At 60.2% G+C, this 16,657-nt stretch carries 11 protein-coding genes; 5 read left to right on the top strand and 6 right to left on the bottom strand.

All coding sequences use genetic code 11. The features are described 5' to 3' along the window. Positions 1-41: 41 nt before the first annotated feature. Positions 42-365 carry a hypothetical protein gene (locus tag AC1MEW_RS10205; RefSeq protein WP_201256011.1) on the bottom strand — a complete coding sequence of 108 codons (324 nt, stop codon included), beginning with the start codon at positions 363-365 and terminating at the stop codon, positions 42-44. 453 nt (positions 366-818) lie between these two features. Here AC1MEW_RS10205 and AC1MEW_RS10200 point away from each other — a divergent pair, with 453 nt between their 5' ends. Continuing rightward, positions 819-1,184, top strand: coding sequence for a DUF6124 family protein (locus AC1MEW_RS10200; protein WP_201256012.1), 366 nt, complete (start codon positions 819-821; stop codon positions 1,182-1,184). Positions 1,185-1,340: 156 nt separating this feature from the next. Here the strand turns inward: AC1MEW_RS10200 and AC1MEW_RS10195 are convergent, their stop codons facing one another. Together AC1MEW_RS10195 and AC1MEW_RS10190 are read right to left on the bottom strand one after the other, a co-directional pair. Beyond that, the gene (locus AC1MEW_RS10195; RefSeq protein WP_201206220.1) at positions 1,341-1,700 is read right to left on the bottom strand and encodes a PilZ domain-containing protein; all 360 of its coding nucleotides are present in this window, start codon (positions 1,698-1,700) and stop codon (positions 1,341-1,343) included. 245 nt (positions 1,701-1,945) lie between these two features. Continuing rightward, positions 1,946-2,329, bottom strand: a complete 384-nt coding sequence (locus AC1MEW_RS10190) for a tetratricopeptide repeat protein (RefSeq protein WP_201206222.1) — start codon at positions 2,327-2,329, stop codon at positions 1,946-1,948. Between the two features lie 157 nt (positions 2,330-2,486). On the opposite strand from AC1MEW_RS10190, the gene pyk reads away from it, so the two are divergent. Then, positions 2,487-3,938 carry a pyruvate kinase gene (gene pyk, locus AC1MEW_RS10185; RefSeq protein ID WP_201206224.1) on the top strand — a complete coding sequence of 484 codons (1,452 nt, stop codon included), beginning with the start codon at positions 2,487-2,489 and terminating at the stop codon, positions 3,936-3,938. Between the two features lie 211 nt (positions 3,939-4,149). Here pyk and AC1MEW_RS10180 read toward each other — a convergent pair whose 3' ends face one another. Genes AC1MEW_RS10180 through AC1MEW_RS10170 form a run of 3 tightly spaced genes read right to left on the bottom strand, consistent with a single transcriptional unit; the run spans position 4,150 to position 6,965 of the window. Continuing rightward, positions 4,150-4,899, bottom strand: coding sequence for an enoyl-CoA hydratase-related protein (locus AC1MEW_RS10180; RefSeq protein WP_480426187.1), 750 nt, complete (start codon positions 4,897-4,899; stop codon positions 4,150-4,152). Positions 4,900-4,930: 31 nt separating this feature from the next. Next, positions 4,931-5,866: an iron-sulfur-binding ferredoxin reductase gene (locus AC1MEW_RS10175; RefSeq protein WP_201206228.1), complete on the bottom strand. Its 936-nt coding sequence runs from the start codon at positions 5,864-5,866 to the stop codon at positions 4,931-4,933. After that, positions 5,859-6,965 carry a GGDEF domain-containing protein gene (locus AC1MEW_RS10170; RefSeq protein WP_201256013.1) on the bottom strand — a complete coding sequence of 369 codons (1,107 nt, stop codon included), beginning with the start codon at positions 6,963-6,965 and terminating at the stop codon, positions 5,859-5,861. Before AC1MEW_RS10170 ends, AC1MEW_RS10175 begins: the two co-directional genes overlap by 8 nt. A gap of 451 nt (positions 6,966-7,416) precedes the next feature. Between AC1MEW_RS10170 and AC1MEW_RS10165 the strand changes: the two genes are divergently transcribed. The 3 genes from AC1MEW_RS10165 to AC1MEW_RS10155 all read left to right on the top strand — a co-directional run bounded on the left by AC1MEW_RS10165 (position 7,417) and on the right by AC1MEW_RS10155 (position 16,594). Beyond that, positions 7,417-8,940: a fumarate hydratase gene (locus AC1MEW_RS10165; protein WP_123508568.1), complete on the top strand. Its 1,524-nt coding sequence runs from the start codon at positions 7,417-7,419 to the stop codon at positions 8,938-8,940. Between the two features lie 203 nt (positions 8,941-9,143). Continuing rightward, entirely contained in the window at positions 9,144-13,754 is a 4,611-nt protein-coding gene (locus AC1MEW_RS10160; RefSeq protein WP_480426186.1) for a SpvB/TcaC N-terminal domain-containing protein, read from the top strand. Next, positions 13,751-16,594, top strand: a complete 2,844-nt coding sequence (locus tag AC1MEW_RS10155; protein WP_480426185.1) for an RHS repeat-associated core domain-containing protein — start codon at positions 13,751-13,753, stop codon at positions 16,592-16,594. Before AC1MEW_RS10160 ends, AC1MEW_RS10155 begins: the two co-directional genes overlap by 4 nt. Positions 16,595-16,657: the final 63 nt, after the last annotated feature.

Below are 16,657 nucleotides of genomic sequence, written 5' to 3'. Positions count from 1 at the left end.
TTCAACAGTGATAGCGAGCCTGATGTATCGAAAGCAGCGGATTATTCGGGCGGAGTTCGGACGTAGAACTTCTGGATATGCGTCATCTGGTCCCAATCATCGCGCCACTTGACGTCCCAGTTGACGTCGTACGGGCCAGGCGCCAGCGGGATCTGGAAGGCAAACTCCCGGGTAGTGAATGAAAAATCTTTAAAGGCGACTTCTCCGTACGGCCCGAAGAAGTAGACGCGCAGATCTTTACGCTCGCCAACACCGGGGTGGTAGAAGCCAGTGACCTGCAACGGGGATGGGTAGTGTTTGCCGGCTAACGGCGTGTACCAGTAGCCGTATTCCGGTTCAATCGGTGCGGTTTGTTGCTCGGCCATGATGCGAACTCCAGAGACTGTGGTTCTCGAAAAGAGTCGTTAATTTTTAACGCTTGCGTAGGCATTTTCCTACCTGTCAGATCTGACAGATCGGACGAATGGTCCTACGGACTTTTCCCACGTTTTTTGAGGCCTACGAAGCCTTGCGCCATTGCCTACAGCTGCGCCAGAATCGGCCGGCTTGTGCACTTTTGGCCTGCCCCGTAACTTGATCCGTGTCGCTGATTGGCAGCGACCGGGTTTAGTCGCTCGGGAGGTTTATGAAAATTGCACTTGTTCCGCCAGACGGTCGGGATGTCCCTATCCCCCTTCCTGAACGTTATGGTGGCTGTGCGCAGGGCGCCCTCGGGCGCGCCGGTTTTCATGAACCTCCCGGTCGACTAACCTGTGCACAGCCGCCACCCCTTCGTTTAGTCGCGAGTCGGTGGCAGCTCCATCCAGAGGTTTATGACTATGTTCAAAGCAACACCCAATCCGCCGAAAACGGACCCGTTTTCGGCCACCCTCGATGCCAAGAAACTCCGCGAGGCCGCCGACCGCGCCCTCGACCACTACCTCAAACCCAACGCCCACCACCTGCGCGCCCCCCAGGATCGAGCCATGAAAATGTTCGCCGTCGCCCCCGATGCCAACGTCCAGGCCATTGCCATCCAGACGTACGAAACCTTTTCTTCGGTCAGCATCCTGCTGCTCGACCTGGCCGAAAGCCTGGACGACAAGCCACGGCACCTGGCCATGGCGATTTATCAGTTGAGTGAGTTGGGGTTGTTGCTGGTGGAGAAGACGCTGGAGAGCGAGGCGGCGGTGACTTCGACTTAATGTTTACCCGTTCAGGATGCATTGCCTGAACTGACGCCTTCGCGAGCAAGCCCGCTCCCACAGTTGATCAATGCCGTACACAGGGTTTGTGTGCACTGAAGATCCAATGTGGGAGCGGGCTTGCTCGCGAAGGCGATTTCAATTGCACCACCTCTATCAAGCCGAAGCAGGCAACGGCTGAAAACTGAAGTACTGGCGCAACGCGCTCACCAATTGCCCATATTCCGGCGGTGCCCGTTGCAGGCTGAACCCGGCGTCATAGTGGTGGGGCGTCGCGTCTTCGTGGCACCACAGGCAATACGCGCGCACGTCGATGACCTGCATGCAGCCATCGCTGGCCGGGATTTTCAGACGCAAGTCAAAGTCCGCACCAATCATCATCGGCAACTGGCTGATGAGCATCAAACCGTCTTCAGACACATTGCCTAGAAAGCCGATGGGCCTGTCGGTGACGCTGTTGAACACTTTCAGAAAATACGGCAGTTGATGCCGCTCGATACGGCGGTCGGTAAACATGCTGAATTCGCTACGCAAGGCCCTTAAGCAGGGCCGCACTAATGCTTCGGAACGCGGCTCTGCTTCATTTATATAAGCAATAGAGGCGCGCTCTCCCCGCTTCCGGTGTGGCAAACCTTAAACCGCTGCCACGTCTACCTCTGCCAGTCGCAGGTGTTACCTCAGTTTAGTTGCAAGGCTCTAAACCGGTTATTCGACTATAGCCCACCCTCTACAGTCGGCCAGCCTTTGTATGAGATCTATCATCAGAAGCCGGTCGGCTGCACCACCGCCGCGCTGCGGGTTGGGTAATGGCCCAGCGACTGCAGGGTTTCCAGGCGCGCACGGGCACGGTAGGCGTATTCGCTTTGCGGGTACGAGGCAATGATGAACTCGTAGGTTTGCGCGGCATCGATAAACAGCTTTTGCCGTTCCAGGCATTGGCCGCGCATCATCGACACTTCCGGCTGCACGTAGCGCCGGGCGCGGCTGTCGCGGTCAACCTTGGACAGCTCGAGCATCACCTGCTCGCAATTGCCCCGGTCATAGGCGCTGTAGGCGTTATTCAAATGATGGTTCATCGACCAACGGGTGCAGCCCGTGACGCTGAGGGCACTGATGGCAAGGGCGGCAATGAGCACGAATCGCATGGGGGTTCTCCTGTCTTGAGCTCTGTATCGACCCGTTGGCGGAAATCTTCAGGAATGTTCGTTTAAAGAAAGAAACGAATAAGTAGTGCACATGAACAATGACTACAGCCAGAGACCATAGTAGCCTCACTCAGCGCTTGAACTCAGGAGTCTATGCATGTCCGTCCGTCGCACCAAAATCGTCGCTACCCTTGGCCCGGCCAGTAACTCGCCGGAAGTTCTCGAACAGCTGATTCTGGCTGGCCTGGACGTCGCCCGCCTGAACTTCTCCCACGGCACCCCCGACGAGCACAAGGCTCGCGCGAAGCTGGTGCGTGACCTCGCTGCCAAGCACGGCCGCTTCGTCGCCCTGCTGGGTGACCTGCAAGGCCCGAAAATCCGTATCGCCAAATTCGCCGGCAAGAAGATCGAGCTGAAGATCGGTGACCAGTTCACCTTCTCCACCAGCCATCCGCTGACCGAAGGCAACCAGCAAGTAGTCGGCATCGACTACCCGGACCTGGTCAAGGATTGCGGCGTAGGCGACGAGCTGCTGCTCGACGACGGCCGCGTGGTGATGCGCGTCGATACCGCCACCGCCACGGAGCTGCATTGCACCGTGCTGATCGGCGGCCCGCTGTCGGACCACAAAGGCATCAACCGTCGCGGCGGTGGCCTGACCGCTCCAGCCCTGACTGAAAAAGACAAGGCCGACATCAAGCTCGCCGCCGAGATGGAAGTCGACTACCTCGCCGTGTCCTTCCCGCGTGACGCCGCCGACATGGAATACGCCCGTCAACTGCGCGACGAGGCCGGCGGTACTGCCTGGCTCGTGGCGAAGATCGAACGCGCCGAAGCCGTGGCCGACGACGACACCCTCGACGCGCTGATCAAGGCGTCCGACGCGGTGATGGTTGCCCGTGGTGACCTGGGCGTGGAAATCGGCGACGCCGAGCTGGTGGGCATTCAGAAGAAAATCATTCTGCACGCACGCCGCCACAACAAGGCTGTGATCGTTGCGACCCAGATGATGGAGTCGATGATCCAGAACCCGATGCCGACCCGCGCCGAAGTGTCCGACGTGGCCAACGCCGTGCTCGACTACACCGACGCCGTGATGCTCTCGGCCGAAAGTGCTGCCGGTCTGTACCCGCTGGAAGCCGTGCAGGCAATGGCGCGCATCTGCGTCGGCGCTGAAAAGCACCCGACCAGCAAGACCTCCAGCCACCGCATCGGCAAGGTCTTCGAGAGCTGCGACCAGTCCATCGCCTTGGCCGCCATGTACACCGCCAACCACTTCCCGGGCGTGAAGGCGATCATCGCCCTGACCGAAAGTGGCTACACGCCGTTGATCATGTCGCGCATCCGTTCCTCGGTGCCGATCTACGCGTTCTCCCCGCACCGCGAAACCCAGGCCCGCGCGGCCATGTTCCGTGGCGTCTACACCGTACCGTTCGACCCGGCATCGCTGCCACCTGAGCAAGTCAGCCAGGCCGCGATCGACGAGTTGCTCAAGCGCGGCGTCGTGGCGAAAGGCGACTGGGTCATCCTGACCAAGGGCGACAGCTACCACACCATCGGCGGCACCAACGGGATGAAAATCCTGCACGTTGGCGACCCGATGGTCTGAGTGATCGGTTGTTAGAAAAACAAAAGCCCTGCCATGTGAATGGCGGGGCTTTTTGGTTTCTGATCCAGGAAGCGTGGTGACTGACCTGACGCCTTCGCGGGCAAGCCTCGCTCCTACAGAGGTTCATCGGTGTTCACAAATTTTGTGTCAACCACAAAACCTGTAGGAGCGAGGCTTGCCCGCGAAGAGACCCGCCCGATCACCACAAGACTCAATGCCGATTGATAAACCCCAACAACGCCGCCATCGCTTCCGGCGAACGCAGCCGCTGGGTAAACAACAACCCCTCTTCCTCGATCACTTTGCGGATCAATTCCCGGTCCGGCGCTTTCATCAATTGTTTGCTGATGCGCACGGCCTCGGTTGGCAACGATTCAAACCTCAACGCCATCTCCCGCGCCTTGGCCAATGCCGCTTCGCCATTGCCCAACGCTTCGGTGGCAATCCCCCACGCGGCGGCTTGTTCACCGCTGAAACCTTCACCGAGCAGCAACAGTTCAGCCGCTTTGGCATGCCCGAGCAAACGCGGCAGGATCAGGCTGGAACCAAACTCCGGGCACAACCCGAGGTTTACAAACGGCATGCGCAACCGAGCATCCCGACTGACGTACACCAGATCGCAATGCAGCAGCAGGGTCGTGCCGATGCCCACCGCCGCACCGGCCACGGCAGCGATCACCGGTTTGCGGCAGTCGAGCAGGCTGAGCATGAAGTGGAACACCGGGCTGTCGAGGTTGCTCGGTGGTTGCTGGATGAAGTCGGCGATGTCGTTGCCGGCGGTGAAGCACTCACTGCTGCCGGTGATCAGCACGGCGTTGATTTCGGGGTCAGTGTCGGCCTGTTTCAGCGCTTCGGCCAAGCGGCTGTACATGGCGCGGGTCAGGGCGTTTTTCTTGTCGGGGCGGTTGAGGCGCAAAGTCAGCAGACCGCGCTCGCGTTCAATCTGGATGGCATCGGGCATGGCGAGTCTCGCGTCGTTAAACGGTCAGCGCTCAACCACGGGGCAGGAAGACATCAGCCAGCAGTTGATTGCGCGGCAATCCCGCCAGGTACAGGCGCCGGGCAAAGGCGTCGACGCTGTCGGGGGCACCGCAGAGTAAGGCCAGGGTTTGCCTTGAAACAAGCCGCAGTTGCGCCAACGCCTGTGGCAACTCGGCCGGGGTCCAGAGCTCGACCGTGAGGTTTTCACGGCCAACGGCCATGGCTTGCAGGGGTTTGGCCAGGTAATGCTCGTTGGCGTCATGGGCCAGGTGAATGACACGGATGGCGCCCAGATGATCCTGGCGCAACGCTTCACGTAACACCCCGAACAACGGCCCCAGACCGGTGCCGGCCGCCAATAGCCAAAGCGGTCGAGTGTGCCAGTCCGGGTCGTAATGCAGGGCACCGCCGCGCAGTTCACCGAGGCGGAGTGTGTCGCCGATCTGCAACTGGCGCGCCGCGTCGCTGAATTCGCCAGGCTGACGGCAATCGAGGTGAAATTCCAGGAAGCGGTCTTCTTCCGGCAGGCTGGCCAGGGAATACGGCCGGGCCACGTTGCCGGCCCACAACACCAGGTGCTGGCCGGCGCTGTAGCGCAGCGCACGCACAGGGATCACGCGCAAACGCAACACGCTGGTGCTGAGCCAATCAACGGCGGCGACTTCAGCCGGGCGACCGTCCTGTTGCGGGTCGAAGGCGTGTACTTGCAAGTCCTCAACCACCGAACACTGACAGGCCAGGCGCCAACCTTGCTGACGTTGCTCGGCACTCAGCGCATCGGGGCGACTGTCGCTGGGCGTGCCTTGTACACATTGCACCAGGCACGCATGGCAACTGCCGGCGCGGCAACTGTAAGGCACCGATACACCCTTTTGATTCAAGGCATCCAGCAGGTTGCTGCCCGCCGCCACCGACCACTGGCGTTCGCCGACTCGTAACTCAGGCATCGATGTTCTCCCACGCCGCCGCGCAACGATTACGGCCGTCGCGTTTGGCGCGATATAGCGCCTGGTCGGCACGTTGCAGGGCATCGTCGAGGTCATCGCCCAGCTCCAGCAGGGTCATGCCGGCGGACAAGCTGAGGTTGCGCACATTCAGGCCGAACAACTCGACATCGGTAAAGGCAATGCGCAGCCGTTCGCAACAGGAGGTCAGGCGCTCGGCATCACAGTCGGGCAGCAACACCACGAATTCTTCGCCGCCGTAACGGGCCAGCACATCACCATCACGCAGGCAGGCCGTGGCCACCCCGGCGAAGGCTTGCAACACCTGATCGCCAGCGGCGTGGCCATGCACATCGTTGATGCGTTTGAAGTGGTCGAGGTCGATCAGCGCCAAGCCGTGGATCACGCTCGCGTCCATGGCGTTGAGCTCGCGGGAGGCCAGGCGCAGGAAGTGGCGGCGGTTGAACAGCCCGGTGAGTTCGTCGGTGGCCACCAGGTCTTCGAGCTGGCGCATCATCCCGCGCAGAGTGTCTTGATGCGCCTGCAAGGCGAAGCGCCGTTGGCGCATGAGTTGACGCGAGGCCTGGACGTAACGGGCGTAAAGCACCAGCCACACCAGCACCATAAACAGCACGCACACCTGCAACAGCGCCAATGCCGGATCGGGCAACTGGAAGTGGTAACCGTCCCACAAGGTGATGGCGCTGAAACTGAAGAACACCAGCAACGCACACCGCACAAAGGCACGACGCGACAGGTGGAACAGGCCGAACAGCAGAATCAGAACATAGAACACCAGAAACGCGCCGCGGGCCCCGTCCAGGTGAAAGATCAACCAGGTTTGCCAGCCCAGGCCCAGCAATACCTGCACTTCGGTCAGGCTCGGGTCGCTAAAGCGCAGGTTGCAACCGCTGTAAAACACTGCGAACAACGCCGCCTGACTGATCACCACCAACGCACTGCCAACGGCGACGCCGGCCAGTGGCTCATCGTAGTGCCCGGTGAAAAACGCCAGCCACAGCAGCAGCAATGCCAGGGCATAGGTGCCGGCCGCGAGGGCAAAACGTTTGAGCAACAGGCGCTGGATGGCGTTATGGGTCAATCGTTGACTCACCAAAGGAAAAGAGGCTGAAAGAGTGTCCTACTCTACAGGCCGATTGCCACTTTAGTGGCGTGACCGATAAATAACCATTCAATTCTCGGGGCGAAAAACTGGCGTCAAAAGCATGGCCCGTTTGACTCGTATTTATGGGCATGACCGCTTCTGTGGCGAGGGAGCTTGCTCCCGCTGGGCTGCGAAGCGGCCCCAAAATAAGGACTGCTGCGCAGTTCAACGGGAGCAAGCGCCATCGCCACAGCAAGCTCCCTCGCCACAGGTCATCTCCTACCAAAAGCCAATGTGTGCCGACCCGCGAGCCGAGTTATACTGCCGCGCCTTTTTAGCGTCGCGCCAGCAGCCCCGGCGTGCCTTGTAAAGGTGCTTGCAACCGACCGATGCACCCAAGCTGCAAGCACCTTATTGAATGTTCCCGTCTTTTAGAGGAGCGCGACTCATGACCGTGATCAAGCAAGACGACCTGATTCAGAGCGTTGCCGACGCCCTGCAGTTCATTTCCTATTACCATCCCGTTGACTTCATCCAGGCGATGCACGAAGCCTACCTGCGCGAAGAATCGCCAGCGGCCCGTGACTCCATGGCGCAAATCCTGATCAACTCGCGCATGTGCGCCACCGGCCACCGCCCGATCTGCCAGGACACCGGCATCGTGACGGTATTTGTCCGCGTGGGCATGGACGTGCGTTGGGATGGCGCCACCATGAGCCTGGACGACATGATCAACCAAGGCGTGCGCCAGGCTTACAACCTGCCGGAAAACGTCCTGCGTGCCTCGATCCTCGCCGACCCGGCGGGCGCTCGTAGAAACACCAAGGACAACACCCCGGCCGTTATCCACTACTCCATCGTTCCGGGTAACACCGTGGAAGTGGACGTGGCGGCCAAGGGCGGCGGCTCCGAGAACAAGTCGAAGATGGCCATGCTCAACCCGTCCGACTCGATCGTCGACTGGGTCCTGAAGACTGTGCCAACCATGGGCGCCGGCTGGTGCCCACCGGGCATGCTCGGCATCGGCATCGGCGGCACCGCCGAGAAAGCTGCGGTGATGGCCAAGGAAGTGTTGATGGAATCCATCGACATCCACGAGCTGAAAAAGCGCGGCCCGTCCAACCGTATCGAAGAGATGCGTCTGGAGCTGTTCGAGAAGGTCAACCAACTGGGCATCGGCGCACAGGGCCTGGGTGGCCTGACCACCGTGCTCGATGTGAAGATCATGGATTACCCGACCCACGCCGCTTCGTTGCCGGTGTGCATGATCCCGAACTGCGCCGCCACCCGTCACGCGCACTTCGTGCTCGACGGTTCCGGCCCGGCCTCGCTCGAAGCACCACCGCTGGACGCCTACCCGGAAATCGTCTGGGAAGCCGGCCCATCGGCTCGCCGCGTCAACCTCGACACCCTGACGCCTGAAGACGTGCAGAGCTGGAAGCCGGGCGAAACCGTCCTGCTCAACGGCAAGATGCTCACCGGTCGCGACGCTGCGCACAAGCGCATGGTCGAGATGCTGAACAAGGGTGAAACCCTGCCGGTCGACCTCAAGGGTCGCTTCATCTACTACGTCGGCCCGGTTGATCCGGTGCGCGAGGAAGTGGTTGGCCCTGCCGGTCCGACGACTGCTACGCGGATGGACAAGTTCACCCGTCAAATCCTTGAGCAAACCGGCCTGTTGGGCATGATCGGCAAATCCGAGCGCGGCCCTACCGCGATCGAAGCGATCAAGGACCACAAAGCCGTTTACCTGATGGCGGTCGGTGGCGCGGCTTACCTGGTGGCGCAAGCGATCAAGAAATCCCGCGTCGTGGCGTTCGCCGAACTGGGGATGGAAGCCATCTACGAGTTCGACGTGAAGGACATGCCGGTCACCGTTGCGGTCGATAGCAAGGGCGAGTCGGTACACATCACCGGTCCTGCCATCTGGCAGAAAAAGATCAGTGAAAGCCTGGCGGTGGAAGTGCAGTAAGTACTTTTTGCCAGTCAAAAACCGGTCTATCCGTAACGATAGACCGGTTTTTTTTCCCCTGAAAAAAGGCGATTAAAAGAGCGACAGGGTCAGCGAATCGTTCTAAGACTTCCCCTTCAGCCTGTCAGATCTGACAGGTCACAGCCTTCGTACTACCTGATAAGTTGCAAGTCATCGTTGCATCCTTCACGGCGGATATGCAGATGGCCACGGAACAGCAAGGCACCCTCGACATCAACGCCCCCGCCCTTCCCAAGGGTGGCGGTGCCATCCAGAGCATCGGCAAGGGCCAGGGCGCGGTGGGCACCAACGGTGCGGCATCGCTGGAATTGCCGCTGCCCATCAGCAAGGCGCCCAATCGCGACCTGGTGCCGGCGCTGGGTCTGGGCTACAGCAGCGATGTGGGCAACAGCCCCTTTGGCATCGGTTGGCGGCTGACCACTAACGCCATCACCTTGCGCACCGCCCAAGGCGTGCCGACCTATGACGGCAGCAACCAGATCGTGGGGCCCAGCGGTGACGTGTGGATGCCCGAGAAGGGTGATGACGGACGGATCATCTCCAGGACGGTCTCGGCGTACAACGGCAAAAACGTTGGCAGTCATCAGGTCGTGCGCTATTGGCCACGGGTCGAAGGCGCCTTCGACTTGATCGAGCACTGGAGCAATGCCGCCGATTCGTCGGGGTTCTGGCTGATCCACGGAGCCGACGGCAGCCTGCACTGCTACGGCAAAACCGAGGCTTCGCGCCGGGCCGATGCCAAGGACAAGACGCATGTCGGCGTCTGGCTGATCGACGAAAGCCTTACTCTTCGTGGCGAGCACGTGGTTTACGAATACCTGGCCGAAGTCGACGAGCCGGCCGCCCCGCAATTTCGTGACTATCGCGCCCAGCGTTACCTGCATCGGGTGCTTTATGGCAATGCCGTGGCATCCGCCGACCTGTACGCCTGGGACGCCAATGGCTGGAAGGCTGTGCAATGGCATTTCCACCTGCTGTTCGATTACGGCGAACGCAGCGACGACCTGAGCCAAAAACCGGTCTACGGCCCGCCCTATTCACAGCCCGATGATGAGTACAACGACTGGTCCGTGCGCAGCGATCCGTTCTGGAACTATGCCTACGGCTTCGAACTGGGTACCCGGCGCCTGTGCCGGCAGGTGCTGATGTTTCATCATTTCCCCGTCGAGTTGGAGCCCGCCCCGGTGCTGGTCCAGCGCCTGCTACTGGAACATCGCCCCAGCCCTCTGGGCTACAACCACCTGACGGCGGCGCATATCCAGGCGTATGACAGTCGCGGTCAGATGGAAAGCCGCCCGCCGATGGAGTTTATGTACAACGCCTTCGAACTCGACCCAGGGCGCCAGGGTTATGTCGAGTTCCCGGCCATGCCTGGTCTTAATGACGGCCAGCCCTACCAACTGGTGGACTTGTACGGCGAAGGTTTGCCTGGCGTGTTGTTTCGCAGTGACAAGGCCTGGTACTACCGCGAGCCCGAACGGGGCGAAAACGGCCCCGATGATGTGCGTTACGGTGACTGGCATCTATTGCCGCATATTCCCGTTGCCGACAGCCGCAAACCGCTGCGTCAGTCCTTGAGCGACCTGACCGGTGACGGCAAGCTCGACTGGGTGATTGCTCAACCGGGGCTCAGCGGTTTTTTCACCCTCAACCCGGATCGCACCTGGTCGAATTTCGTGGCGTATGACGCCTTCCCCAGCGAATTCTTCCACCCTTCGGCGCAGCTGGCCGACCTGGTGGGCAAAGGCCTGACGGACCTGGCACTGATCGGCACCCGCAGCGTGCGGCTGTACGCCAGCCGTCGCGAAACCGGTTTCGCCCACGGCAACGATGTGCCCCACGATGACGACGCCCTGCCCTTGCTGAGCAACAGTCAGACTGAACTGGTGGCCTTCAGCGATGTGCTCGGAAGCGGCCAGCAACATTTGATTCGCATCCGTCACAACGAAGTCAAATGCTGGCCAAACCTGGGCCGCGGGCGATTCGACAAAGGTTTTGTGCTCTGTGCGCTGCCCTTCGATTACGCCACGTTCAACGCGGCGCAGGTGCGCCTGGCCGACCTCGACGGTTCCGGCGCGACGGACTTGATTTACCTTGAGTCCGACCGCTTTCGGGTGTTCATGAACCGCGCCGGCAATGGTTATGACCCGACTGCCACCGACCTGCCCTGGCCCGAAGGGGTACGTTATGACCGGTTCAGCCAGGTGAGCACCGCGGACCTGCAAGGGCTGGGTTGTTCCAGCCTGATCCTGACGGTGCCGCACATGTCACCGAGGCACTGGCGCTACGATTTTGTGCAGGCCAAGCCTTATCTGGTGAACGCCACGAATAACAATATGGGCGCGGCCACCGGCGTGACCTATCGCAGTTCGGCCCAGGAATGGCTGGATGAGAAAGTGCAGTTGATTGCTGCCGGGAAAGACCCGGTGTCCGACCTGCCCTTTGCCATGCACCTGGTCAAACAACAGACCCAACTCGATGAAATCACCGGTAATTGCCTGACTCAGGGCTTCAGCTATCGCCAGGGGTTTTACGACCGCTACGAACGGGAGTTCCGCGGCTTTGGCCTGTTGCTGCAAACCGACACCGAAGCGACGGCCGCCGAACGCACGAGCCTGGGCTTCACCGCGCCGATCCTCAGTAAAACCTGGTTTCATACCGGTAAAGCCGTGGACCTGCGCTACGACGGTTATTACAACCGCGATCCCTTGGCGGTGCCCCTGGGCAACACCCTGCTGCAGGAATACCACCTCAATGATGCGGCAGGCCGTTCGCTGGTTCCCGACGAGGGCCTGGCCCGAGAGATGGCCCGCACCCTCAGCGGTTCGGTACTGCGCACAGAAGTGTTTGCCGCCGATGATGACCCCGCCAGTGCCGTGCCCTACGCCGTACAGGAAAGCCGTTTCCTGGTGCGCGAACTCCGGCCCAAGGGCGAGCATCAGCCCTACGCGGTGCTGCAACCGCTGGCACTGGAAAGCATCGCCTATCAATACGAACCGCAAGTCGCCGACGATCCGCTGTGCCAACACACGGTGAATCTGGAGTGGGACAAGTTCGGCGGCCTGATCCATGGTTTTACCGTGCACTACGCACGGCGCAACACCGTCGATGACCCTCCCCCTTTTATCGTGTGCGAAGCGGGTGACGATCGCGACGAGTGCTATGAAAACACCTGGTGGACTGACGCCCATGATCCCGCCCAGCAAGACTGGTACCTGACCGAGGCACGCGCCGAGTACATCCACCTCGATGATGCACAAGCCTGGCGTCTGCGATTGCCGTATCGCCAGCGTGGCAATGCATTGGTGCTGGCCAAAAACAAACTGCGCCCGCAAGACATCAACCATGAAAACTTTCTGACATGGGCCGAGTACGACGGTGACTGGGCCAAGGCATCGGTATTGATGGGGATGTCTCAACAACACTACCAGGATCCCGCCACCGGCCAAGTGATGCCTCCCGGCAACGCGACCTTCCAGGCCTTGCCCGATTATCTGGAAGCAGCCGAACTCGATGCCACAGCCCTGAGCGCCTACGACAAACTCAAGGACGCTGGCGGCAACATGCCGTTCAACCTGAAGGAAAAGCTCGAATCCAAAGAAGTGGGTTATCACATCATGGTGCCGTTCCTGCCCGATGCCAAAGCAGGCGAACCCGCCGATCCCACAGACGCCAAAAACTATTTATGGTCAGTGTGGCGCGGCTTCCCCGTCTACCACGGGCTGGACAAGTTTTTTAACGTCAAGGAATTCCGCCAGACCCAAAGTCACGGCATCACCCAGGTCAGTTACGACGAGCCTTACTGGTGCCTGGCCACGGCGGTGACGTTACCGGATGGCTGCGCCACTCGCACGCTGAACACTGATTACCGCTCCTTCTTGCCGGCGGCCATCGAAGACCCGAACCAGAACATTCAGGAGGCTTGCTATAACGCCTTTGGCGAGGTGCTGGTGACGAGTTTTCACGGGACAGAACTGGGTGAAGAGGTGGGCTTCAAAAAACTCGCAGGTTATGTCCCTCCGCCGGACCGTCACCCCCAGGACGCTATCGACGCGCCAAAAACCGTCCTCGGCGATTACGCCACGGCCAGCTTCAGCGACCCGTTCAGCTGGATGGGCCGCGTTTCAAAAGCGGCAACAACGCCCTGGCTGATCTGGGCCCGCGCCGAAGGTTACGCACTGCCCACCGGCCATATCTGCACCCGCGCCCGGTTACACCTTGAAGGTCTGGAAAACCCGTCTGCCGACGAGACGCTGCTCAAGCAGTACGTCGACGAAGCCCGACGCGAACCGGTCCACATCGCCGCCTTGCAAGCCGACCGTTACCCTGGCGATGATGCGTTGCAAATCCGCGTGAGCGTGGCGTGCTGGGACGGCTTTGGCCGAGCCTTGCAAACCAAGCAGGAAGTCGAACCGGGCAAGGCCTGGGTGGTCGACGAAAAAGGCGACCTGGCGCTCAACCCCGACGGTACGCCAAAGGAAGCCGAGGCCGTTCGGCGCTGGCGGGTCAGCGAGCCGGTGGAGTACAACAACAAAGGCGAAAAGGTGCGGGTCTACCGGCCGTTTTTCGCTGATCAGTACCGTCATATCAACACACAAGCACTGCGCAAAACCGGCTATCACGACCAACAGTTCTACGACCCCGCCGGCCGGCCGACCCGTACCTTGCTGGCGAAAAAACCACTGCGCCAAGAGGTGTGGTACCGCACCTGGTACACCATCGCTTTCGATGAAAACGATACCTATGAACAAGCCATGGCCGAAATGCAGGCCACGCAAACGGTGACGCCATGAACACCCGCCTCGATCGACACACTCCGAACCTGGCGGTGATCGACAGCCGGGGGCAGCCACTGCGCCAAGTCGCGTATTGGCGTCGCGACAGCAGTGTCGTTGCCGTCGCACGGGTCACGCGCTCGGAATACGACGCGGCCGGTCGCTTGGTGAAACAGCGTGATCCACGCTTTCTGGCACCCGCCCTGCGGGCCAACCTGCAGACGGTTTACAGCCTGTCCGGGGCAGCCTTGAGCAGTGACAGTGTGGACGCCGGCTGGCGCCTGAGTTTGCCCGCAGAGGCGCAGCAAACGCTGGAAAGCTGGGACGGGCGAGGCAGTTATCGGCGCAGCGAGTACGACCTGCACCTGCGCCCGGTCGCGCTGTATGAAACGATGGCCGGGCAACCGGCACACACCGTAGAACGCCTGACCTACGCCACCAACGCCACCGAGTTTGCCGCGCGCAATCAGTGCGGCCAGTTGCTGCGCCATGACGACCCCGCCGGCACGCTGCTGTTCAATCAACAGGCCCTGACCGGTCAAGTCATCAGCCAGACCCGACGCTTTCTGCCGGATGAACAAGCCGCTGATTGGCCGCTGGACATCGCCGCACGGGATACCCTGCTCGAATCCGACAAACGCTATACCACCCTTCAGCGCTACAGCCCCGCGGGTGAATTGATTGAACAGACGGATGCCGCCGACCATCAACATCACTGGACCCTGGACCGTGCCGGCCAACTCAAGAGCATTGCATTGACCCTCAAGGGCAAGACGCCCGAGCCACTGCTGACGGCCACGGACTACAACGCCGAAGGACAATTACTCAGCCAGACCGCCGGCAACGCGGTGGTCACCACGGCGACTTTTGAGGCCAGCACCGGCAGGCTGCTACGCCTCAGTGCTGCGGCCCCGAGTAAAGGCACATTGCAAAACCTGAGTTACGAATACGACCACGTGGGCAACATTACCCATCAGATGGACCACCTCAAGCCCTTGGGCTTTTTCGCCAATCAGCGGGTGGAACCAGAAACCACCTACACCTACGACAGCCTTTATCAACTCTCCACCGCCAGGGGACGTGAAGCCGTCGGGGCAAGCATCCGGCCCGGTTTACCGGACCTGATCAGCCCCATCGACCCAAGCCTGCTGCTCAACTACACCCAGGAATACGAGTACGACGCGGGCGGCAATTTCACCGTGCTGCGGCACATCCGCCCTGGCAACAACTACACCCGCACGATGCGCGTGGCGCAGGGCAGCAACCGCGCCTTGCCGTGGGAGGAAGGTGCACCGGCGCCAGACTTCGAGCAGCAATTCGACCCTAACGGCAACCTGAAAACCCTGGTGCCCGGCGCACAACCGATGCAGTGGGACGGACGCAATCAGTTGCAAAAACTGACGACGGTCAACCGTGACAACGGCGCCAATGATGACGAGTACTACCGCTACGACAGCAGCGGTGCGCGGGTGCGCAAAGTCAGCTCGGCCCAAGCCAAAACCGTGGTTCATCAGCGGGAAGTGCGCTATCTGCCGGGACTGGAAATCCGCACCCTGGACAGCGGCGAAGAACTGCAAGTGATCAGTGTGGCGCTGGGCCGTGGCAGCGTGCGTTGCCTGCACTGGGTCGCTGGCAAACCTGCTGAAATCGAGGCTGATCAATTGCGCTACAGCATCGATGATCACTTGGGCTCCAGCAGCCTGGAACTGGACAAAACCGCCGCCGTCATCAGCCACGAAGGGTATTACCCCTATGGCGGCACAGCGTGGTGGGCGGCGCGCTCGCAGATTGAGGCGGACTACAAGACCATTCGGTATTCAGGTAAGGAGCAGGACGCAAGCGGGTTGCTGTATTACGGGTTGCGGTATCTGGCGCCGTGGTTGGGGCGGTGGGTGAATCCGGATCCGTTGGGGGTTGTGGATGGGTTGAATGTGTTTCGGATGGTGCGGAATAACCCGATTAGCCTAGTGGATGACACAGGAGGAAGTCCATCGGACCCTGCTGTCAGTATTGAAATGAACGACTTGGCAGCTGAGCCGGTTTTCTTTGGCCCTAATCTTCCAGAAAACCCGCAAGACAATCCTCCCCCGATGCCTGACTCATGGACTGTCTGGGGCCGTCAGTTGCGTGATAAAGATTATTGGAAGCAAAAAACGGAAAAAATGGGATTAACGATAGCCAACTCCTGGCTGGCAAAACTCGTGTTCCCTGAAGGCGGTACAGGTTCTTTGACCCCGTGGATCATTTCGACCGCCGGGACATACGGGGCGCAGGCCCTGACAAACGTTCTTCATCCTAATCCAGCATGGTCGATTTGGAGCATGTGGCCCGGAGTTCCCGACCCTGTTGGTCCGGACGATCCCGGGTATCCGGAGTATCAAGAGCAGATATTCGAAGTAACCCAGCACCATAATATGGTGCATTCCAACTATGTACTTGTGGCAAGTGCGACAGGAGCCAGCCTAGGGCCCCTTCATACCCTAATTAACAAGCGAGTTGATGAATTCAGGGACGGCGTAATTAAAGCCAGTAAGGCTGCGACAAAGGCTCAGGGAGCCGCGCGTATGGGCAGAATCGAGCAGGAAATGTTTACGCTTAAATTGAATCAAACAGTGACTGAGGAAGCACAAAACCTGCTCATTAGTGAGTTACTCCTGGCCGAAAAAGAGCTAGGGAGTTCTTCGCCCCAAACAGTTAATTTATTGGAAAGGCTTCGTGCGATGGGGCCTCTCAAGGGATATGAAAAGGATTACATTCCGGATGACTTCGGAAGACGCTCCGACCAGGGTGCTCATCGTCTTGGGGGCACCCCTGGCTCCAGCCGTCTTGTCAGGGAATATGGAGGAACGAGACTCTAGCTATTCGCGCCATCAGATGTTCTGCCATGCACCATCTCCCCCGGCGGGCCCACCATGCTATGG

This window comes from Pseudomonas sp. ASL4 (genome assembly GCF_056680395.1).
This window is presented reverse-complemented; position numbering and strand designations above follow the sequence as displayed.